This is a genomic window from Gordonia sp. DT218, assembly GCF_049847105.1.
GTDB lineage: Bacteria > Actinomycetota > Actinomycetes > Mycobacteriales > Mycobacteriaceae > Gordonia.
In genome coordinates this window covers 426,979-447,553 of the sequence record NZ_JBNCNS010000004.1, presented here as the reverse complement: position 1 = coordinate 447,553, position 20,575 = coordinate 426,979, and the positions used below count along the sequence as shown (strand labels likewise).

Genomic DNA, 20,575 nt, shown 5'->3' with positions numbered 1-20,575 from the left:
ACTAGGCGCCCGGGGTGGAACGAGCGGGCCGCGAAAGGCGACGGCGCTGGAGGTGAACACGTAAATGCAGGGCTTGGTGCTGCAGCTGACCCGATTCGGGTTCTTGCTGCTGCTCTGGTTGTTCGTCTACGCCGTCATCCGCACGCTCCGGGCCGACATCGCAACCGCCGGGGGGAGTCGGCTGACGCGCTACACGCGGGGCGACAAGGGCGACAGGTCGGCTCGGGCCGCCCGTGGCTCGGCGCGCTACCTCGTCGTCACGCATGGTGCGCTGGCCAACACCCGCATCACTCTCGGCACCCAGCCGGTGCTGCTCGGCCGTGCCGACGACTCGACGCTGGTGCTGACGGATGACTATGCGTCCGAGCGGCATGCCCGGCTGTCGCGGCGCGGTGACGACTGGTACGTCGAAGACCTCGGGTCGACCAACGGCACCTACCTCGACCGGTCCAAGGTGACGACCGCCGTCAAAGTCCCCCTCAGCACCCCGATTCGCATCGGCAAGACCGTGATCGAGCTGCGCCCGTGACACTGGTGTTGCGCTATATCGCGCGAAGCGACCGTGGGCTGGTCCGCTCGAACAACGAGGATTCCGTGTATGCGGGCGCCCGATTGCTCGCGCTCGCCGACGGTATGGGCGGTCACGCCGCCGGCGAGGTCGCCAGCCAGTTGGTCATCCAGGCGCTGCGCAACCTCGACGACGACGAGCCGGGCGGCGACCTGCTGGCCCAGCTCGACCGTGCCACCCACACCGGTAACGCGGCGATCGCCGACCAGGTGGACCACTCCCCCGAACTCGAGGGCATGGGCACCACACTCACGGCGATCCTGTTCGCGGGCAACCGCATCGGCCTGTGCCACATCGGCGACTCCCGCGGCTACCTGTACCGGGACGGCCAGCTGACCCAGATCACCCGCGACGACACCTTCGTGCAGACCCTCGTCGAAGAGGGACGCATCACGCCCGAACAGGCCCACTCGCACCCGCAGCGTTCGCTGATCATGCGGGCGCTGACCGGTCAGGAGGTGGAGCCGACGCTGACGATCCGCGAGGCGCGCGCAGGAGACCGCTACCTGCTGTGCAGCGACGGATTGTCGGATGTGGTCAGCGAAGAGACGCTCTCCGACACGCTCGGCTCGATCGTCGACCACAAGGAATGTGCCGACCGGCTCATCGAACTCGCCCTACGCGGAGGCGGTCCCGACAACGTGACGGTCATCGTCGCGGATGTCGTCGACACCGAGTACGGGGATTCGCGGCCCATCGTCGGCGGTGCCGCGGGGGTCGACGACGAGGGCTACACACCCAACCCGGCGACAGCCGCCGGTCGTGCCGCGGCGCTGCGACCACCACCGGCCGAACCGCAGCGGCCCACCATCATGGCCGACGACGAACCGCCACCACGCAATCGGCGTCACCGTTGGCTGGTCGCCGGCACGGCGGTCGCGGTGATCGCGCTGATCGTCGCCGGGTTCTTCGTCACCCGGGCGATGGTGCGCAACAACTACTACGTCGGTGCCGTCGACGGCGACGTCGTGGTCTTCCAGGGCTCACCCGACAAGGTGTTGTTCCTCGACCTCAGTTCGGCATCCCAGAGTGCCTGCGTGACCGGGCTCGACCAGACCGACCCCGAGATCGAGTTCGTCGACGACGGCGCATCGGACACCTGCACCCCGCTGCAGGTCGCCGACCTCGCCGAACTCGACCGCAACGCGGTCGTCGGCAAGTCCATCCGGAACATGCCACTCGCCGAAGCCGAAGAGCGGGTACGGCATCTGAACTTCCTGCCGCTGTGTCCCGCGCCGACGCCGGCGCCCGCTCCCGCGCCCGCGCCCGCGCCGGGAGCACCGCCTGCCCCATCTCCGGCACCGTCGGCACCACGCACGACGGCACCTGCCCCACCGACCACCGAGACCTCGCCGCAGGCACCGCCGCAGTACGACAGCGACGGCAACAAGATCTGCCGAGGTCATTGATGAGCCAACCCGCCACTCCCGTCCACGCACCGCCGCGCCAGCCGCCCGAACAGACCGGCCGCACCGCGGAGTTGGTGCTGCTCGGATTCGCCATCGGCCTGGTGACGGTGGCGCTGCTCATCGTGCAGGCGGCCCAAGGACAGAGTCTCACTTGGGATCTGGCGAAGTACGTGATCGCCTACATCGTGCTGTTCGGTGCTGCGCACCTGGTGGTCCGGCGGTACGCACCACACGCCGACCCGTTGCTGCTGCCGGTGGTCGCAGTGCTCAACGGCCTCGGGTTGGTGCTCATCCACCGGCTGGACCTGGGTACCGGCCGCAACGGCGAGACGGTCAACCCCACCGAGGTCACCCACAACGCCGATCAGCAACTCGTCTGGGCGGCCCTGGGCATCATCGCGTTCGCGGCGATCCTCATCCTGGTCCGCGATCACCGTACGCTGTCACGGTATTCGTACACACTGGGCCTGGGAGGCCTTGTCCTCCTGATCATCCCGGCCCTGCTGCCGTCGTCGATGTCGGAGATCAACGGATCGAAGAACTGGATCATCCTGCCGTTCTTCTCGATCCAGCCCAGCGAGTTCGCCAAGATCCTCATCATCATCTTCACCGCGGCGTTCCTCGTCTCGAAGCGGGATCTGTTCACCACCGCGGGAAAACACTTCCTGGGCATGGACTTCCCCCGCGCCCGCGACCTCGGTCCGCTGCTGGCGGCGTGGTTCGTCTCGATCGCGGTGCTCGCCTACTCGTCCGACCTGGGCAGCTCCCTGCTGATCTTCTCGACGATGCTGACGATGGTCTACGTCGCGACCGAGCGGGCGAGTTGGCTGGTCCTCGGTGTGACCCTGTTCGTCATCGGCGCGCTGCTCGCCTATCAGTTGTTCGCCCACCTGCAGGTGCGCGTGGAGATCTGGCGGGATCCCTTCAGCGACTTCAACGGTTCCGGCTATCAGATCGGCCAGAGTCTGTTCGGCCTGGCCACCGGCGGGCTCTTCGGCACCGGTCTGGGTTCTGGCAGGCCGAACATCGTCCCGTTCGCCAACACCGACTTCATCATCGCCACGATCGGCGAAGAACTGGGGTTGGTCGGGCTCGCGGCGGTCCTGATGCTCTATCTGATCTTTGTCCTGCGCGGACTCCGCACCGGCATCGCGGTTCGCGACAGTTTCGGCAAACTGCTCGCCACCGGCCTCTCGTTCACCATCGCCGTGCAGGTGTTCGTGGTCGTCGGCGGCGTCACCAAACTGATCCCGCTGACAGGTCTGACCACACCGTTCCTGTCCTACGGAGGTTCGTCGCTGCTCGCCAACTACATCCTGGTGGCCTTGCTCATCCGGATCTCGAACGCGGCACGCGAACCCGATCCCACGCGTAAGCGACCGCCGCCCAAGAGCATCGACTCGCTGCCGACCCAGGCGGTGCGCCGATGAACAAGCCGATCCAACGGGTGTCGATGGCGGTGATCGTGATGGTCATCGCGCTCCTCGCCAACGCCACCTACGTACAGGTGTTCAAGGCCGACAAGCTGCGGTCCGACCCACGCAACAACCGCGTGCTGCTCGACGAGTACGCCCGGCAGCGCGGCGCGATCACTGCCGACGGCGGTTCCGTGGTCGCCGTGTCGGTGCCCACCGACAGCCGGCTCAAGTTCCTGCGCACCTACCCGCCGAACACCGCGACCGCCTTCGCGCCGGTCACCGGCTACTACTCGTTCCAGTACGGCAGTACCGGACTGGAGCTGTACCAGAACTCGATCCTCAACGGCAACGACGACCGACTCTTCGGTCAGCGGTTCATGGACATGTTCTCGGGCCGGGATCCGCGCGGCGGAAATGTGGTGAGCACCATCGTCCCGCGGCTGCAGCGGGCGGCCTTCGACGGTTTGCGCAACGGATGTCAGGGCGGCTGCCGCGGCGCGGTGGTGGCACTGCAGCCGAACACGGGCAAGATCCTCGCGATGGCGTCGACGCCGAGTTACGACCCGAACAAACTGGCCAGCCACGACCAGGACGTGCGCGAGAAGAGCTGGGCAGCGTGGAACCAGCCCGGCGACATCGACAACCCGATGCTCAACCGTGCCGTCAACGAGCTCTATCCGCCCGGATCGACGTTCAAGGTGGTGACCACGGCGGCCGCGCTGCGCGACGGCGAGACCCCGGATGTCCGACTCACCGCGGCGCCGTCGATCGTGCTGCCCGACACCAACACGTCGCTGACCAACTACGGCGGCGAGACCTGCCCGGGCTCGTCCGGCGGCACTGTCTCGCTGCTCCAGGCGTTCAAGTACTCGTGCAATACGGCTTTCGTCGATCTGACGACGAACAAGATGAAGGATCCGATCACTGTGTTCCGTGAGACGGCGCAGCGCTTCGGCCTCGACGAGAAGCAGCCGGACACCCCGCTGCCGGTGTCCCGGTCGACTGTCGGCGCCATCCCCGACCTCGCCGCGCTCGGACAGGCGTCCATCGGGCAGCGCGACGTGCGGGTGACCCCGATGCAGATGGCGATGGTGGCATCCACCGTCGCCAACGGCGGCGTGCGGATGCAGCCCTACCTGGTGGACAAATTGCAGGCGGCCGATCTGCGGACGCTGCAGACAACTCAACCGACGACCATCAACGAGCCGATCAGTTCGGATCAGGCCGCAACCCTGACCTCACTGATGATCGAGTCGGAACGTAGTACACAGGGGGCCGGTGGCCCGGTCTCGATCGCATCGAAGACGGGTACGGCCGAGCACTCGGCAACCTCGGACGTCGAGTCGGAGACACCGTACTCGTGGTACATCGCCTTCGGGCCGTCCTCGAATGCGCAGATCGCGGTCGCGGTGGTGGTCGAGAACGGGGACCCGGGTCCCGCGTCAACAGGGGGTGCGGTGTCGGCACCGATCGGACGAGCAGTGATCAATGCATTGGTGGGAGGTGCAAGCTGATGACGCTACAAAGTGGCACCACGATCGCCGATCGTTACCGGCTGATGCGTCTCATCGCGACCGGTGGCATGGGCCAGGTGTGGGAGGCCGTCGACAGCCGGCTGAACCGGCGCGTCGCGGTCAAGGTGCTCAAGGCCGAGTACTCGAACGATCCCGAGTTCACGGCGCGATTCCGCACGGAGGCGCAGACCACCGCGAAGCTCAACGACCCGGGCATCGCCAACGTCTTCGACTACGGCGAGACACCCGACCGGGGCGGCGGCGATCCATTGGCCTACCTCGTCATGGAGCTCGTCGACGGTGAGCCGTTGAACTCGGTGATCTCCCGGATGGGCCGGCTCTCGCTGACCAACACCCTCGACATGCTCGAGCAGACCGGGCGTGCCCTGCAGGCCGCGCACAGCCAGGGCCTGGTGCATCGGGACGTGAAGCCGGGCAACATCCTGATCACGCCGACCGGCCAGGTCAAGATCACCGACTTCGGTATCGCCAAGGCCGTCGACTCGGCACCGGTCACCCAGACCGGCATGGTGATGGGCACCGCCCAGTACATCTCCCCGGAGCAGGCGACCGGCGACGAGGCGACCGCGGCGTCGGACGTCTACTCACTCGGCGTGGTCGGGTACGAAGCGCTGACCGGGCGCCGGCCGTTCCTCGGCGACGGTGCGATCACCGTCGCGATGAAGCACATCCGTGAGACGCCGCCGCCGCTGCCGACGAGCGTGCCCGGCAACGTCCGCGATCTGATCGACACCACGCTGGCCAAGGATCCCCGCCAGCGGTACGCCAACGGCGGCGAGTTCGCGGCCGCGGTCGCGGCGGTCCGGGCCGGTCACCGACCGCCACATCCCGGCGCGATCGCCGGTGCGGCCGCCGCGGGAGCCCTGGGCGGGGCTGCGGCCGCCGCCGCGATGCGACCGACGACGAGGTCGATGGCCGACACCGCTGCGTCCCAGCCCGCGACCGCGCGCACCACCAGCCGGCCGCCCAGCCGACCGGTGCCCCCGGCCGACGACAACAGCTGGACCACCGGTCAGAAGGTATTGGCCGGGGCCGCCGGCGTGCTGTTGATCGCCGCGCTCGCACTACTCGGCTACTGGCTGCTGAACCTGGATTCGTCGTCCCCGGAGTCACCTGCGCCGTCGTCCACGACGACGATCACCGAGACCACCACCGAGGCCCCGGAGACCACTCAGGAGGAGGCGCCGGTCCAGACGACGACGCGCGAGCGGCCGCCGACGACCACGCAGACGACCACCGAGGAAACGACTCCGGAGGAGCCCACCACGACGACGGTCCCGGAGACCACCGACCCCGGTGCTCCCTCGGCAAACCGGCCGACATTTCCGACGTTCACCATTCCTGGCTTCCCAGGCGGATGAGTTGACCGATAATGGATGAGGTGTCGTTTCGAAGCGCGGTCCGGGCAACCATGCCCGGTCACCGTCCGGACGATCGCGAGCAGCGAAAGATGGTGAGCGCAAGGTGATGTCGACACCGCACCATCTCTCCGATCGGTACGAACTCGGTGAGACGCTCGGATTCGGCGGGATGTCGGAAGTCCATTTTGCCCGGGATCTCCGACTTCACCGTGACGTCGCGGTCAAGGTGTTGCGCGCCGATCTGGCCCGCGACCCCACCTTCTATCTCCGATTCCGCCGCGAGGCACAGAACGCGGCGAAACTGAACCATCCGACCATCGTGCAGGTCTTCGACACCGGGGAGGCCGAGACCGAGGACGGCCCTCTGCCGTTCATCGTGATGGAGTACGTCGACGGCGAGACGCTGCGCGACGTTCTCCGGGCCAACGGTCAGGTCTCACCGCGACAGGCGATGACCTGGATGGCCGATGTGGCTGCCGCGATGGACTTCTCCCACCGCAACGGCATCGTGCACCGCGACATGAAGCCCGCCAACGTGATGATCGACAAGTCCGGCGCCGTGAAGGTGATGGACTTCGGCATCGCCCGCGCGATGAGCGACTCGACGTCGACGATGACGCAGACGTCGGCGGTCATGGGCACTGCGCAGTACCTGTCGCCGGAGCAGGCGCGGGGCATCAAGGTGGATCCGCGCAGCGACATCTATTCGATGGGCTGCGTGCTGTTCGAGTTGCTCACCGGCGAACCGCCCTTCACCGGGGACTCGCCGGTGGCGGTCGCGCATCAGCACGTACACGAGGACCCGCCCTGGCCGTCGTCGATCCGTCCGGAGATCCCGCGCGAGCTGGACTCCGTGGTGCTCAAGGCCATGAGCAAGAACCCGGCCAACCGATACCAGTCGGCCGCGGACCTGCGATCCGATCTCATCAAGGTGCTCGCCGGCGGCAAACCATCGGCGCCGATGCTGCTGTCCGACGAGGACCGCACCGAGTTCATGGACAGCGGCCCGCGCCGCGCCCTCGCTGCCGATGCCGGCGTCCGACGTGGCAGCGGCAACCACCGCCGTGACGACGCCGACGCGGACGGTGACGATCCGGCGCGGCGACGCATCCGTGGTCCGGTGATCGGTGCGGTCGCGGCTGTCGTGGTCCTGATTGCCGGACTGTTGCTGTGGTCTCCGTGGAGCTCGGACTCTGCCCGGCAGGTTCCGGTGCCCGCCGTCGCGGGCAAGTCGTTGACCGATGCGCGGAACAGCCTGGAGAAGGCCGGGTTCAAGGTGAAGCAACTCGAGGAACCCAGTCTGGACGTCGCCCCCGGTTCGGCCACGCGCTCGGCGCCGGCGGAAAACGTACTGGCCGCGCAGGGATCCGAGATCACCCTGTACATCTCGACCGGACCACAGCGACACCAGATGCCCGACCTACAGGGTCAGACTCCGGACGAGGCCACCGAGGCGTTGCGCGTCCTCGGCTTCTCGAACGTGAAGACCGATCGGGTCGACTCCAGCGCCGACCTGAAGGACAAGGTGGCGAGCACCACGCCGCCCATCGGTGCCGAGGCCCCGGTGAACGGTGCCGTGGTGGTCCATGTCGGCAACGGACCACGGGAGATCACCGTCCCCGACGTGACCGGGCAGACGGAAGATGCGGCCAGGACCGTACTGGAACAGGTCAATCTGAAGGTGGTCTCGATCGCCGGCGACTCCGAGTTGCCGGCCGGACAGGTGGTGAGCAGCTCGCCGTCGGCGGGTACCACCGTGGAACAGGGCTCGACGGTGCAGATCGTCGTGTCGCGGGGCAACATGTTCGTGATGCCCAACCTGCGCGGGCAGACCCCGGCACAGGCCCGGCAGTCGCTCGCCGCAGCGGGCTGGGCGGACACGACGCTGACGCGGTCGTCCCGGAACGTCCCGATCACCAGCCCCGACGACGGTAAGGTGGTCGGTCAGGAACCCGACGCCGGGGCCCGCGTGCGCAAGAACGGCTCGGTCTCGATCGTCGTCGGAAAGGGTAGTCTGCTGCCCGGCTGAGCTGTCCCCGGTCACCACGCGCCCGTCTGCCGATCGAGTAGGCGACCCGCCCTTGCGCCCATCGGGTCACCACCCGCCCATCTGCCGATCGAGTAGGCGACGAGCGCAGCGAGGAACCGTATCGAGATCCCGCAGGTCAGCCGATCGCGTCGACCATCTCCGCCTCGAGAACGGCCACCCGCGATTCGTCGATGTTGATGCCGCAGATCGCCAGCCAGTTCGCCAGCATCCGGTGACCGCCCTGCGTGAGGACACTCTCGGGGTGGAACTGCACGCCGTGAATGGGCAGTTCGCGATGCGCCATCGCCATCACGATGCCGGACTCGGTACGGCCGGTCACGATCAATTCGTCCGGGATCGTCTCCGGGAGCACGGTCAAGGAGTGATAGCGCGTCGCGGTGAACGGATCCGGTAGTCCGACCAGCACACCCGCGTCGTCGTGGAACACCAGCGACGTCTTGCCGTGGAGCAGTTCGGGCGCGCGGTCGACCGTGCCACCGAAGGCCGCGCCGATCGCCTGGTGACCGAGGCACACGCCGAGGAGCGGTATGCCGGTCGCCCGTGCCACACCGACCATCGGGATGGCCGCGCCCGCGCGCTGCGGAGTGCCCGGTCCGGGGCTCAGGAGCACGCCGTCGAAGCCCTCGGTCGCGGCGGTCGGGTCGTCGAGCTGCGGGTCGTCGTTGCGCCACACCACGGCCTCCACGCCCAGCTGGCCCAGATACTGGACCAGGTTGTAGACGAAGCTGTCGTAATTGTCGATGACCAGGATGCGGCCGGAGGTGCTTCCGGCGCCCACGTGCGCAGACGGCTGATTCACCCCGTCAGGCTACCGCGGGCGCCCAGATGCGCGTCACCTGGTTTTCTGTGCCGCCCGACGTCGGAATCGCGACATTGTCGGGTCAGCTACCTGGTGAGATACCGTGGACACAGATCTCTTGCGAGAGCGACGGACCGCCGGGCCCCCGATGCGGGCCATCTCCGGCACCGTCGCGCCGACCGACAGCCCGACGCGCTGTTCAGCACTACAAAGGAAGTCATGCCGAAGTCAAAAGTCCGGAAGAAGACCGACTACACCATCAACCCCGCCAGCCGTACGCCGGTGAAGGTGAAGGCCGGACCGTCGAGCAACATCTACGTGTGGATCATGCTCGGACTGATGCTGCTCGGGCTCGCCTGGCTCATCGTGTTCTACCTCGTTGCGACACCGTCGGCGCTCGGCGCCGAGGGCAAGGCCCTGCATTGGATGTACAACCTCGGCCCGTGGAACTTCTTGATCGGATTCGCCCTGATGGTGGTGGGTCTGTTGATGACGATGCGGTGGCGCTGACCACTGGTGACGCACCCGGCTCACATGTGTGTAATTCATCCACATTGTGGAAATCACATGTGTGTAACTCATCCCCACTGTGAGTAACTCCTGTGGATAACTCAGCCGATCTATCCACGCACGAATGGTCGACGCCGCGCCCGGCCGCGTTTGCGCTGGGCGGCGGCGGGGTGATCCTGCTGGTCGCGGCGATATTGACCGCGTCTGATCCGGTCGGGGTGGTGCTGATGGGCTTCGCCGCACTTCTGCTGTTGGGTTTCGCCGGTTACGCGCTGTGGATACGTCCACGGCTTGCCGTCACGACTGTGGATACACAGCCGGCGATCACGGTGCGCACCCTCGGCGGCACCCACACGTACCCGCGAGATCGAATCGATCGAATCCGTCTGATCGACTTCCGGCGGATCGGTCGGCGCACCGGCCAACTCGAGTTCGATGTGCTCCGCGAGGATGCGCCGGCGACGCCACCGACCGACGACCTGCGTGAGGACACCCGCCTGATGGTTTTCAGCAGATGGGATCTCGGCGCCGACCTCGGGGATGTCGCCGACGACCTCCGGCGGGCCGGCTTCGTCGTCGAGGATCAACGCAAGTAGGCGCGCCCCCCGGTCGTCAGCCGACGAGGACGTGGGAGTTCGCGTAGGCGATCCCGGCCCCGATACCGATGGCCAGCGCGATGACCAGCAAAACCGCCACACTGACCCAGCCGACCCGACTGACGGATGCGGCCGTACGGCGCTGCGGCGAGAGCACCCATTGCGGCAGGAAGATGATGCCCGCGGCGGCCGCCGCACCAAACACCAGGCCGCCGACGTGGGCCAGCAGTGAGATCCCGGGAATGGTCACCGACAGGACCAGGTTGAGCACGATGATCGAGATCACCGGGACCGGCGAGACCCTCGCCTTGAGCACGATGACCAGCACGGCGCCCATCAGACCGTAGATCGCGCCCGACGCACCGGCGTTGACGGCAACCGATCCGAACGCCATCACGGCCGCGCTGCCACCGAGTAGAGACGTCACATAGACGGCCAGGTAGCGCGGGATGCCGATCGCCACCTCGAGATCACGTCCGAGGATGTACAGCGAGATCATGTTGAGCGCGATGTGGGTGACCGAGAAGTGCAGGAATCCGGCCGTGAGCAGTCGCCAGTAGTCGCCGCCGGCGACCCAGGGCTTCACCAGCGCCCAGTCGACGAACAACGGCGACCGGACCATGTCGACGCCCTTCGCCTGCATCACGCAGATCGCGAAGACGACGAGGTTGACCGCGATCAGGCCGTACGTCGCGTACGGGCGGGCCGCCACCATGGGCTTCGTGACCATCGGGCGGATGCCGCGGTCGGCGAACGTCGGTTGTGTCACGGACTTCTGGACGCCGTCATTGCGCAGGCAGTCGACGCAGTGCTGTCCGACCGCCGCCGGACGCAAACATTCCGGGCAGGCAGGTCGACCACACCGGCTGCACGCTAGGCCGGTCGGGCGGTCGGGATGCCGGAAGCACACCGCCGGCGGGCCGGCGGCGTACTGAGGTCCGGGTTGTTGCGGGCCGGTCAGTTGATTTCGATCTTCTGGATGACCACTTCGTCGAGAGGACGATCGGAGCGGTCGGTCGACGTGGTCGCGATGGCGTCGACAACCTGCTGCGAGGCGGGATCGACGACCTCACCGAAAATGGTGTGGCGACGATTCAGGTGCGGGGTCGGTCCGACCGTGATGAAGAACTGCGAACCGTTGGTGCCCGGCCCGGCGTTGGCCATGGCCAGCAGGTATGGACGGTCGAACTGCAGCTCCGGGTGGAATTCGTCGGCGAACTGGTAGCCGGGGCCACCGCGGCCGGTGCCGGTCGGGTCGCCGCCCTGGACCATGAAGCCCTCGATGACGCGGTGGAAGACCGAGCCGTCGTAGAACGGGCCGCTGTCGCCGCCGGAGGCGTTCGGCTGGCTGTACTCCTGAGAGCCGTCTGCGAGGCCGGTGAAGTTGGCCACCGTCTTGGGAGCGTGGTTCGGGAAGAGTTCGACAACGATGTCGCCGCGATTGGTGTGGAGGGTCGCGGTCTGCTTCTGAGTAGTCACATCTCCATCCAACCACTTGACGCCAAGTCTGCACTCTGCCCTCCGCGAACAGGGCCCTCCGCGAACAGGGCCGTCCGCGAACAGGCGCTCCGCCAACAGGCCTGACCCGAACATGTCGGACACGTCCGAGGTGACAGGCGGTCAGTCGGGCTGGCACGCTGGTGGGCATGCCGAACAAGTACGTGTGGGCCGCGGTGTCGGTCCTGACCTCCCTGCTCGCGACCGCGGCCGCGGTGGTCATCGTCCGACGCTCTCGTCGCGAACCGGCACCTGTGTCCGCGACGGTCCCACGCGTCGAGGAACTCAACGCCACACCAGGGGATTCGACGACGGCGGCGTCATGAAATCCACTCAGGCTCGGCCACTGCGACGAACGACCCAGCGGTAGCGGCGCGGTCGCCGCGCCCACACCGGTAATTTGTAATGGTGACCTCCGACGACAGCTCGCGTCCGCCCGGCGATCCGGATCCCACGGACAGCGGGAAGGACGACGATCGCAGCGCCGCGACGCCGGCCCCGCAGATCCCGGCTCCGTGGGAGCGCCGCCCGACCGCACCTGTCACCGCGCCCGGCACGGTGCCTCCGGCCTCCGGGCCGTCTCGGCCGGCTCAGTCGCCACCACAACCCCCAGCCCCACCGGGCCGTGGGGCTCCCCGCCCGCCTCAATCCGGGCCGCCGCCTGCGAACAGGCCCGGCCCACCGCCGCAGGGACGACGCGGACCGAGTGGTCGAGGACTGGTTCCGCCCGGTTCGCCCCCGCCCGGTGGACCTGGCAGCGGTCCTCCGCCATGGAACCCCGGCCCCGGTGGACCGCCGCGCAATGCTCCGCCTCCGCGTCGCGGTGGTCCCCCGCCGCCCGGTTACCGACCGCCTCCCGGACAACGTCCGCCCCCGCCGGGGCGCGGTGGCCCGCCCCCCGGTGGTCCGCCTCCTCGCGGGTCCGGTCCGGCCGGTCCTCCGCCAGGTGGTCCGCCGCCCGGCGCCGCGCCGACCCGCGCTGCCTCACCACCTGACTCTGCGGCGTCTTCCGACGCGACGACGCAAGCACCGACCCCCGGCGACGACAAGACGACCGTCAACCGCCCCGGGCCATTCCTCGGACCTTCCGACGACTTCAGTCCTGTCGATTCGACGCCGGACGCGAAGACCGAGCAGAGTGAGCAACCCCGCCCGCTCGCCTACTCCGCTTCCATCAACAAACCCGTCGACGACGTTCCGGAGGAGCCCGTGCCGCCACGGACCCATAACGCGCCACCTCAGCCGTCCCGTTCGCCGGCATCGAACCGTCCGACCAACCGGACGGCCATCTGGGCCTTGGTGCTCTCGATCCTCGGGATCACCGCGCCCGTCGGCCTGTATCTCGGATATCGCTCGCGGGCGAGCATCGCGCGTAGTCGCGAGCTCGGCGAACCCTTTGCGCGCGTGGCCATCTGGATCGGTTGGCTCTACGTCGCGGTGTTCGTGCTGGCCTTGCTCGTGTACTTCTGGATTGCGGGGCAGGGGTCGTAGGCGGTCACCAGAGGCGCTCGCAGACACTGTCGTTCGGATGGAGGATGCCGGGAGGCACGAGTGTCATCTGATTGTCAGCGACCGATGCCGGTCCGTTAGCCTGTCCCCAATACATGCTGACTCGTCGCCAGCTTCAAGTTGAAAGGCCTAACGTGTTACGTCGTTCCTTGGTCCTCCTGTGTAGTTGTATTGCGCTCATTGCCGTGTCGTTGGTTGGCGCAGGCAGCGCCGCTGCCCGTCCCTACGAGGCCCCCCGCATCACCCAGTACAGCGATGACATCTGGGCAATCGGGGCGAACAGCTCATGCCGAGGCGCCATCCACGTTGGACTCAAGGTCGATCCGGCACAGCCAGGTAAAGTGTTCGTCACGTACACCCCGCGAGGATTCGTCGGTGATGGCGCGGGCTGGAAACGAAATCCGGTGTGCGTGATCAACACCAATGTCATCATTGATTACTTCCGCCAGAGCCCATCCTGGCACAAGACTGTGACCGCCGGTCCTCGAGGTGGTAAACCCGTGAAGCTGACGCTGAATTCTGGCTCCGGCTTGCACGTACTCGCTTTCGGCGGAATCGGCGCCAGCTGGGGAAACGGCAGCTACCTCATCGTTCCATGAAGCGGGCAAAGGACTCAGGCGCCTCGGTTCAGACGTCAGGGAACACGACCATCGCACGAGCACCCCGCGCCTGTGGTGAACATACCGGTACGCCATATGCGCAAGAGTTCATTCCAACGTTGACGGAACGTGAGCCTGCGCAAATAGACCGCTCTACGTCATGTCCTGGTGCGCAGACGATCACGCCCACCAATGAGCACTCAATCTCCGCATCATGACCCGCCTCCCCCACGAACTGCTTTCGGATTCATTATCAGGTTCAGCGGCTCACAGTACTGGTGGTCGTCAACACGGCCAACTGACTGATCGCGGCCCAGGTATTCTGGGAAAAGCGTTGCTGCGCAGCTTTGTCGAGGGCAGTTCCATCGCCAAGAATTGGCTCATAGTCGAGCCCGACAACTTCGGCTACTCTCCCCGCCACAACTTCGATAAGCATGTCCGTCAACGCCTGGTGATTCAAAGTCGGCACCTGGTAGCAGATCACGACGATGGTGCGCGCCAACACACCCGAGTTATCCCATTCTGTGAATATCTCGCGAGCTCGGTTCAGGAGGTCGGGTCGCGGACTGACCACTAGAACCGCTGTCACATCGTGCATTTCGGGGTTCTCGAGTTCGGTCAGAACTGAAAGTGGTCGAGCGCCCGCGTCCACGACCGGTACCGCAACGAATCGCCAACTGTGGTAGACGACGTCAGGGACTGCTGCGTCAGGGCTGGAAGAAGCCCTGTGCCCGACGAGGTTCGTAACAGCGCGTGATCACCCGTGGCACGAAGTCGCTCATGCAGGTCTCCGCTTCCATCAACAAACCCGTCGACGACGTTCCGGAGGAGCCCGTGCCGCCACGGACCCATAACGCGCCACCTCAGCCGTCCCGTTCGCCGGCATCGAACCGTCCGACCAACCGGACGGCCATCTGGGCCTTGGTGCTCTCGATCCTCGGGATCACCGCGCCCGTCGGCCTGTATCTCGGATATCGCTCGCGGGCGAGCATCGCGCGTAGTCGCGAGCTCGGCGAACCCTTTGCGCGCGTGGCCATCTGGATCGGTTGGCTCTACGTCGCGGTGTTCGTGCTGGCCTTGCTCGTGTACTTCTGGATTGCGGGGCAGGGGTCGTAGGCGGGCGCCGCATAAGCTTGTAGCCACTGTCGTTCGTGTGGAGGACACCGAGCGGATTCAGCACGGTCTGATAGTCGGTCGCCAATCGCAGTCCGCTAGCATGACGCCGAGACATGGTGGCTTGTCGCCAGACCCGAACTGAAAGGCCTGACGTGTTCCGTCGTTCCTTTGTCCTCTTGTGCAGCGGAGTCGCACTCATTGTCGCGGCATTGATAGGAGCCGGAACCGCTGGTGCAGCACCCCATCCGGCGCCCCGTATCAGTCAATACAGTGAGGACATCTGGGCGGTCGGCGGAAACAGCGGCTGTCGCGGAGCCATCCACGTCGGTATCAGTGTGGACCCGAGGCAGCCTGGCAGAGCATTTGTCACCTACGCACCTGGTCCGTTCGTTGGAGATGGACCGACCTGGCAGCGAAACCCGGTCTGCAAACTGAGGGTCGGGGCGAGGATGGACATTGTTCGTGGTGAGGGTTGGTACCGCACTGTCACTGCTGGCCCTCGCGGAGGAAAACCCGTCAAGTTGGTGCTGCAACCTGGTGGTGGAGTCCACATGTTGGAGTTCTTCACCGAGGGAGTGCAGTGGGGAACACGGAACTTCGTGGTGATTCCGTGACGCGGATTGGATTGCGCCCCAACCCCTGACGACCATGGCCTGGTTGATGGGATCACTACCGGCTATGAGCCCGTGCTTCCAGATCAACGAGGAACCACGCCACTGACCGTGATCCAATCTCCGCATCGGGCAACATGCGACGGGGCTGATGAGAGATCGGGACTCAAGAACCGGGAGAGGTCGCTTGTCGGGTCTTGACTCGATAGCTCACTCGAGCCGATGCATCAGTGCCGACGCACGACGTCCTCAGGGAACCAGGAAAATCGCACCGACACCCTGAGCCTGCGGTGAACGCACCGGTGTGTCTGAGGCATCGGAGTTGATTCCGATGTTGCGCAGGTCCAGGTTCTCGCTGTACACAGTCAACCTCGGTACGGGGCAGTCGGCCGAGGCGCTACCGGATCCAATTTCCCTCGGCGCACTTACGATCCCCGCCAGAACCAACACCGACAGTTTCCGTGCCATCTCATCCTCGAATGATTCGCACCTGCAGCTGACTGCCCGTCGCGCTACGCAGAAGCGCCAAACCTATGGCACTACGAAATAGTAATTTCCTCCGTACCCTGCCAAACACGAACTGGGCCCTTCGCCGAGTATGGAATGAGGGCCAATTGCACCAGGCCTGACCCCGTAGGGAAGTCTCGGACGACCCTTTGGCCTGGTTTCGAGCCGAAAGCTACTGGCACATCGACTATCCGCGAAGACTTAGACCCTCAGTAGTTTGCTTCCAATACCGCGCGACAGACCGGATTGCGCACCCAGCCGACGCCACGCCCGGTGAATCCAAACGACGTTAGTGTCATCCGGGTGACGCCACGCTTCCCTTTGGAGCGCTAATCCCGACGTGCATCGCACCGCGACAGAAGTCATGGTCGCCGAGTGTCCCAAAATTCTGCCCTTGGACCGTAAAGATCTGCAGTGGTGTGTCGGCCCGGCTCTCACCAGCACCCAGACAGGTAAGCACACAGACGATCAGCACCATCAATGCAGTACTCAATTTTCGCATCATTATTCGACTACCTCGTGAGCTATTCCGGGCACTTATGGCTCATCGGCGCACAGCACCGGTCGCCACGGTCAACTGATTGATCGCGGTCCAGGTATTCTGGGAAAAGCGTTGCTGCGCAGCTTTGTCGAGGGCAGTTCCATCGCCAAGAATTGGCTCATAGTCGAGCCCGACAACTTCGGCTACTCTCCCCGCCACAACTTCGATAAGCATGTCCGTCAACGCCTGGTGATTCAAAGTCGGCACCTGACAGCAGATCACCACGATGGTGCGTGCCAGGACGCCGGCGTCATCCCATTCGGTGAAGATCTCGCGAGCGCGGTTCAGGAGATCAGGCCTCGGACCGACGACCAGAACCGGTGTGACGTCGCGCAATTCGGGAGTCTCGAGCTCACTCAGGACCGTTAGAGGACGCGATCCGGCATCGACGACCGGCACCGCGCCGAAACGCCACGTGTGCACAACGACATCGGTGACTGCGGCGTCGGGGGCGGGGAGTAATCCCGTACCTGACGCTGTCCGGAGCAACGCCTGGTCACCTGTGGCTCGGAGCCGCTGGTGTAGATCTCCGTCGTTGCCCGCGGCGTCGACCCACCAAGACGCGCCGCCCAGTGAGGTCGCCGCACGATGCTCAGCTAGCAGAGCCGAGACCACCGAGGTACCAACGCCACCTGCAGTGCCGCAGACGACCACACTGTTTTCTGCGGTGTCCGGCGGGCGGATGGTGCCGGACTGTCCCTGTGCATCCTCGCTCATAGTCACTCTCGAACTAGGTTGTGTCGGGCGCACCTCATCGGGTGGTCCCCCGTTCGGTGCGGCCCACCCGTTCGTGGGCCGCGGCCAGTCTATTCAGAGCCTATCGACCCGGATCAGTGTGCTGGGGCGATTTCCTGCGGCCAGTCCACATGCCCGCCCGGAACTGTGGATTCGAGCTGGCCGCTGCGCTGTTTGGTCATGTCGCGCGCAGATTTCTCGCCCTGCTTGGCGCCGCCACCCATCAGCCCGTATGGCTCGAGCGCTTGTTCGACGCTCCAGTTCGCCTTCCAGTTCCCGACCTCGACGTTGACGTCACCGCGGTGATTGACGACGTAGTTGACGGCCGGCAGTCCCGACTTCTTCGCATCCGCGGCGGAGAGCTTGTACTCGAACTGGTTCGCACCGGGGTTCGGGAGCGGTTGGGCCTTAGGTGCCTGGGGCTTGCCCTGCTTCCACGGTTCCTTCGGATGCGAGCCAGGATCCCCGGCTCCGAGGGCGTAGGCGACTGCGCCACCGGCCGTTCCCCCAATCACTGCTCCGACAACAGCACCAGCAGCACCGACGCCGGCGCCCCCAACGGCTGCACCCACACCTGCGCCAATCGCCGCTCCCGCCGGTAGCAGGGCCGGGATGCTCGCGCCCGCTGTTGGTGCACTCATCGCGGTACCAACGACCGCACCTACACCTGCCCCGACCACCGCACCCCCGGCCGCTCCCATCACCGCAGCTGGAATGCCCAACGTGACCGCACCCGCGGTACCGCCGGTCATCACACCGATGATCGTCGACGCCGCCTGACGCGACGCCTCATCCTCGGGCACCCCCACCGAAATCAAACCCTGGGCGATCTTGGCCTCACCATAAGCCGACCACTCATTCACCGAATTCACATTCCGCTGCGACATCCCCTTCGGAATATCAGTCACAAAGTTGCCCACCCGAATCTTCTTCGGCGGCGGCGCAATCGGCCGCACCGGCTTGGCAAGGTGCGGCGCCGTCAGCGGTCGCGACGGCAACGGCGTGTAGGCGTTCTCATAGCTTGTGCCCGAATCCGGCGCCGCATACGACTGATACGGCGCCTCCTGCGGCGGACCCGGAATCGACCCCGGACCCGGGTTATAGGCAGGCGCCACCTGCGGAGTCGGCGTCGTCCCACCCTGCTCCGGTGCCGGCGCATCAGGTGTCGTGCCACCCTGCTGCGGAGCCGTGTCGCTCGGGCTCGTGCCGCCCTGCTCGGGAGCCGCCTGAGCCAAACCCGCACCCACACCCGCCGCAATCGACGCCGCCAACGCCGCCGAGGTCACCGACAACAACAACGGCGAACGACGACCCTCCGGATCATGACGATGCCGCGACCGGCGCTCAGATGCGTAAGCCATGGTGATGGGGTTCCTTTCAAAGGCGGCTCCGATGGGAAGCCTGTGGTCTGTTTGCGATTCACCGGAGGAGCGTCATCCGATGGACTTGATCGATGAGATCCAGGTCTTGCCGCCCGCCTCGACAGTCTGGATCCTCTGCCGATAGACGATCGGTGCCGCATCGGAGTCCGGCGTAGTCTCGGTGAGCACGACGTCATACGTCGTCTTCCCGCGTGCCGTGATCGACAGGCAATACTCGGTGCCCGGTGGCCGCTGATCGATGTACTTCTGCATCACGTTCCGTGATGCCACCGCATTCGGTGCGGCCACCGCGCGAGCCTGCGTCGCTGATCGTTCTACGTAGTAGGCATGGTTGAAGGCCTTGATCACGCCCGGCCCGGACTTCTGGTCGCCGGCATCATTGCCGGTCGTGACCGCACCTTCGGTAGATGACGGGCAAGGCGCGGCCACTACGGCAGACGAGGTTGCCGAGCTCTGTGGCACAGCCACTTGTTCCGCGCTGGGGTCGTCACCGCTCACGACCTTGCCGATCGCCAGCGCAGCCGCAGCGCCGACCACCAGAACGGCTGCGGCCGCCCCGACAATCGGGCCGCGGTGATCCTTCCAGAAGCGTTGTGGACCCTTATCACCCTTCGGGGTGACTGTCCGGACGCGCATCTGCTCGAACAGATCGTCATCAGAGACAGGGGCCCGCGCTGGTGAACCGTCATCCGCTGGGGTCTCCGGTATCGCTGGCTCCGGATGGGGTGAATCAGGCGGCGGTGGTGACTGCTCCGAGCGCGCGACAATCGGAGAAACCGGTCGGGCGCCGACGGTGACAAGCCTCGCGTCGGCAAGCGCCCGTGCCAGTTCGCGAGCCGGGGTATCGCTGGTTGCGGGCCACGCGGGCACGTCGGCAAACCACTCGTGGCTACCTTCGGTCACCACTGTTGCCTCCTCCCCCAGGCTGTCGTGAAGCCATGCCGTACGTGGCCTGTCGGGACGCCGGCGTGGTACATCACAGCGCTGCGTCCAGCGTGGTTATGGCACGCCGCCGCAGCGTCACCACCAGTGGTGGAAAACTCCCCCTGCGTCAAGTGAATCCCCCGAAACAGCATCACAACCGCGCCCCGACAATGCTCGCTGGCAGAATACCCGACCGGTCACGACCGAGCTCACCGCGTATCGCCGCTCGGATTGTTCCAAGTTCACGGCCAAGCGCCCGGCTTGGAAGCGGCCGTTGTGATCAAATCAGACCGAAAGTTCATTTCTTCGGATTACGAGGAAGTGTCATCGCGATCCACGACAGACCTTTTACCGCTGGGCGCCCGCAGCACAACGTCAAGGAACCTGCGTGAAGAATCTGGACACATAGCCCTGCTGGACTCTGATTGGGTTGTTGATTGCGACAGTCCCTACCGCGACCATGGCTGGACCCGCGCCTGTGTGAAGATCTCGCACGATACGTTCTCCCCTACGAGGTCCGAACGAGACCGGAACGAACACTTCTCCATCGAGGTTGGATGTGCCCGCAAAGGAGAGGTAGGCCAAGAAGCGGCATGAGGGATTTCGTTTCCAACCACTACCGTTCCCGGTGAATCCAAACGAAGTGAGCGTCACTCGGACGACTCCGCGCTTGCCTTTTGGCGCCACCAGGCTGACGTTGAACGCCCCTCGACAGTAGTCGTGGTCACCGAGAGTCCCGACATTGTCACTGGCCAACGCGATCCGCGGCAACTGCGGCTCAGCCGCCACACGCCCCGCGCCAAACAAGCTCAAAGCCACCACCACGACTGCAAGCAGCAGCACCCAGATCTTCCGCGTAAACACGAGATTCCCCCCAACATCGATCGCCAACAACGCGTTCACGCTAC

Annotated in this window: 20 protein-coding genes; 12 read left to right on the top strand and 8 right to left on the bottom strand. The window is 65.7% G+C overall.

What is annotated here, in order from left to right; genetic code table 11:
• The first annotated feature begins 64 nt into the window (after window positions 1-64).
• The 6 genes from ACPXCG_RS17395 to pknB all read left to right on the top strand — a co-directional run bounded on the left by ACPXCG_RS17395 (window position 65) and on the right by pknB (window position 8,320).
• Window positions 65-529, top strand: a complete 465-nt coding sequence (locus tag ACPXCG_RS17395) for an FHA domain-containing protein FhaB/FipA (RefSeq protein WP_425793255.1) — start codon at window positions 65-67, stop codon at window positions 527-529.
• Window positions 526-1,977, top strand: a complete 1,452-nt coding sequence (locus ACPXCG_RS17390; protein ID WP_425793254.1) for a PP2C family protein-serine/threonine phosphatase — start codon at window positions 526-528, stop codon at window positions 1,975-1,977. The genes ACPXCG_RS17395 and ACPXCG_RS17390 overlap by 4 nt, the downstream gene beginning before the upstream one ends.
• Window positions 1,977-3,407, top strand: a complete 1,431-nt coding sequence (locus ACPXCG_RS17385) for an FtsW/RodA/SpoVE family cell cycle protein (RefSeq protein ID WP_425793252.1) — start codon at window positions 1,977-1,979, stop codon at window positions 3,405-3,407. The genes ACPXCG_RS17390 and ACPXCG_RS17385 overlap by 1 nt, the downstream gene beginning before the upstream one ends.
• Complete coding sequence (locus ACPXCG_RS17380; RefSeq protein WP_267631056.1) at window positions 3,404-4,909, top strand: peptidoglycan D,D-transpeptidase FtsI family protein; 1,506 nt, start codon at window positions 3,404-3,406, stop codon at window positions 4,907-4,909. Before ACPXCG_RS17385 ends, ACPXCG_RS17380 begins: the two co-directional genes overlap by 4 nt.
• The gene (locus ACPXCG_RS17375; protein ID WP_425793251.1) at window positions 4,909-6,291 is read left to right on the top strand and encodes a serine/threonine-protein kinase; all 1,383 of its coding nucleotides are present in this window, start codon (window positions 4,909-4,911) and stop codon (window positions 6,289-6,291) included. The genes ACPXCG_RS17380 and ACPXCG_RS17375 overlap by 1 nt, the downstream gene beginning before the upstream one ends.
• A 106-nt stretch (window positions 6,292-6,397) precedes the next feature.
• Complete coding sequence (gene pknB, locus ACPXCG_RS17370) at window positions 6,398-8,320, top strand: Stk1 family PASTA domain-containing Ser/Thr kinase (RefSeq protein ID WP_425793250.1); 1,923 nt, start codon at window positions 6,398-6,400, stop codon at window positions 8,318-8,320.
• A gap of 136 nt (window positions 8,321-8,456) precedes the next feature.
• Here the strand turns inward: pknB and ACPXCG_RS17365 are convergent, their stop codons facing one another.
• Window positions 8,457-9,140, bottom strand: a complete 684-nt coding sequence (locus ACPXCG_RS17365) for an aminodeoxychorismate/anthranilate synthase component II (protein ID WP_425793249.1) — start codon at window positions 9,138-9,140, stop codon at window positions 8,457-8,459.
• A 219-nt stretch (window positions 9,141-9,359) separates the two neighbouring features.
• On the opposite strand from ACPXCG_RS17365, the gene crgA reads away from it, so the two are divergent.
• On the top strand, window positions 9,360-9,650 hold the full coding sequence (gene crgA / locus ACPXCG_RS17360; RefSeq protein ID WP_124709472.1) for a cell division protein CrgA: 291 nt from the start codon (window positions 9,360-9,362) through the stop codon (window positions 9,648-9,650).
• Between the two features lie 92 nt (window positions 9,651-9,742).
• Window positions 9,743-10,246 (top strand): PH domain-containing protein, encoded by a 504-nt coding sequence (locus ACPXCG_RS17355; protein ID WP_425793248.1) that lies wholly within the window; start codon window positions 9,743-9,745, stop codon window positions 10,244-10,246.
• Between the two features lie 16 nt (window positions 10,247-10,262).
• Here ACPXCG_RS17355 and ACPXCG_RS17350 read toward each other — a convergent pair whose 3' ends face one another.
• Both ACPXCG_RS17350 and ACPXCG_RS17345 read right to left on the bottom strand, forming a co-directional pair.
• On the bottom strand, window positions 10,263-11,156 hold the full coding sequence (locus tag ACPXCG_RS17350) for a rhomboid family intramembrane serine protease (RefSeq protein WP_425793247.1): 894 nt from the start codon (window positions 11,154-11,156) through the stop codon (window positions 10,263-10,265).
• 47 nt (window positions 11,157-11,203) lie between these two features.
• Window positions 11,204-11,725 (bottom strand): peptidylprolyl isomerase, encoded by a 522-nt coding sequence (locus ACPXCG_RS17345; protein WP_425793246.1) that lies wholly within the window; start codon window positions 11,723-11,725, stop codon window positions 11,204-11,206.
• Between the two features lie 167 nt (window positions 11,726-11,892).
• Between ACPXCG_RS17345 and ACPXCG_RS17340 the strand changes: the two genes are divergently transcribed.
• The 3 genes from ACPXCG_RS17340 to ACPXCG_RS17330 all read left to right on the top strand — a co-directional run bounded on the left by ACPXCG_RS17340 (window position 11,893) and on the right by ACPXCG_RS17330 (window position 13,851).
• Window positions 11,893-12,069 carry a hypothetical protein gene (locus ACPXCG_RS17340; RefSeq protein ID WP_425793245.1) on the top strand — a complete coding sequence of 59 codons (177 nt, stop codon included), beginning with the start codon at window positions 11,893-11,895 and terminating at the stop codon, window positions 12,067-12,069.
• A gap of 883 nt (window positions 12,070-12,952) precedes the next feature.
• Entirely contained in the window at window positions 12,953-13,234 is a 282-nt protein-coding gene (locus ACPXCG_RS17335) for a DUF4190 domain-containing protein (RefSeq protein WP_425793244.1), read from the top strand.
• A gap of 203 nt (window positions 13,235-13,437) precedes the next feature.
• Window positions 13,438-13,851, top strand: a complete 414-nt coding sequence (locus ACPXCG_RS17330; protein ID WP_425793243.1) for a hypothetical protein — start codon at window positions 13,438-13,440, stop codon at window positions 13,849-13,851.
• A gap of 259 nt (window positions 13,852-14,110) precedes the next feature.
• Here the strand turns inward: ACPXCG_RS17330 and ACPXCG_RS17325 are convergent, their stop codons facing one another.
• Entirely contained in the window at window positions 14,111-14,503 is a 393-nt protein-coding gene (locus ACPXCG_RS17325; protein WP_425793242.1) for a hypothetical protein, read from the bottom strand.
• Between the two features lie 101 nt (window positions 14,504-14,604).
• Between ACPXCG_RS17325 and ACPXCG_RS17320 the strand changes: the two genes are divergently transcribed.
• Window positions 14,605-14,967 carry a DUF4190 domain-containing protein gene (locus tag ACPXCG_RS17320; RefSeq protein ID WP_425793241.1) on the top strand — a complete coding sequence of 121 codons (363 nt, stop codon included), beginning with the start codon at window positions 14,605-14,607 and terminating at the stop codon, window positions 14,965-14,967.
• A 1,662-nt stretch (window positions 14,968-16,629) separates the two neighbouring features.
• Here the strand turns inward: ACPXCG_RS17320 and ACPXCG_RS17315 are convergent.
• From ACPXCG_RS17315 to ACPXCG_RS17300, 4 genes are all read right to left on the bottom strand, one after another.
• A complete protein-coding gene (locus tag ACPXCG_RS17315; RefSeq protein ID WP_425793240.1) occupies window positions 16,630-17,343 on the bottom strand; it encodes a hypothetical protein in 714 nt (237 codons plus the stop codon).
• A gap of 113 nt (window positions 17,344-17,456) precedes the next feature.
• A complete protein-coding gene (locus tag ACPXCG_RS17310; RefSeq protein WP_425793239.1) occupies window positions 17,457-18,722 on the bottom strand; it encodes a hypothetical protein in 1,266 nt (421 codons plus the stop codon).
• 72 nt (window positions 18,723-18,794) lie between these two features.
• Window positions 18,795-19,379 (bottom strand): hypothetical protein, encoded by a 585-nt coding sequence (locus ACPXCG_RS17305; protein ID WP_425793238.1) that lies wholly within the window; start codon window positions 19,377-19,379, stop codon window positions 18,795-18,797.
• A 663-nt stretch (window positions 19,380-20,042) separates the two neighbouring features.
• The coding region (locus tag ACPXCG_RS17300; protein WP_425793237.1) for a hypothetical protein at window positions 20,043-20,575 on the bottom strand (533 nt) is incomplete at its 5' end.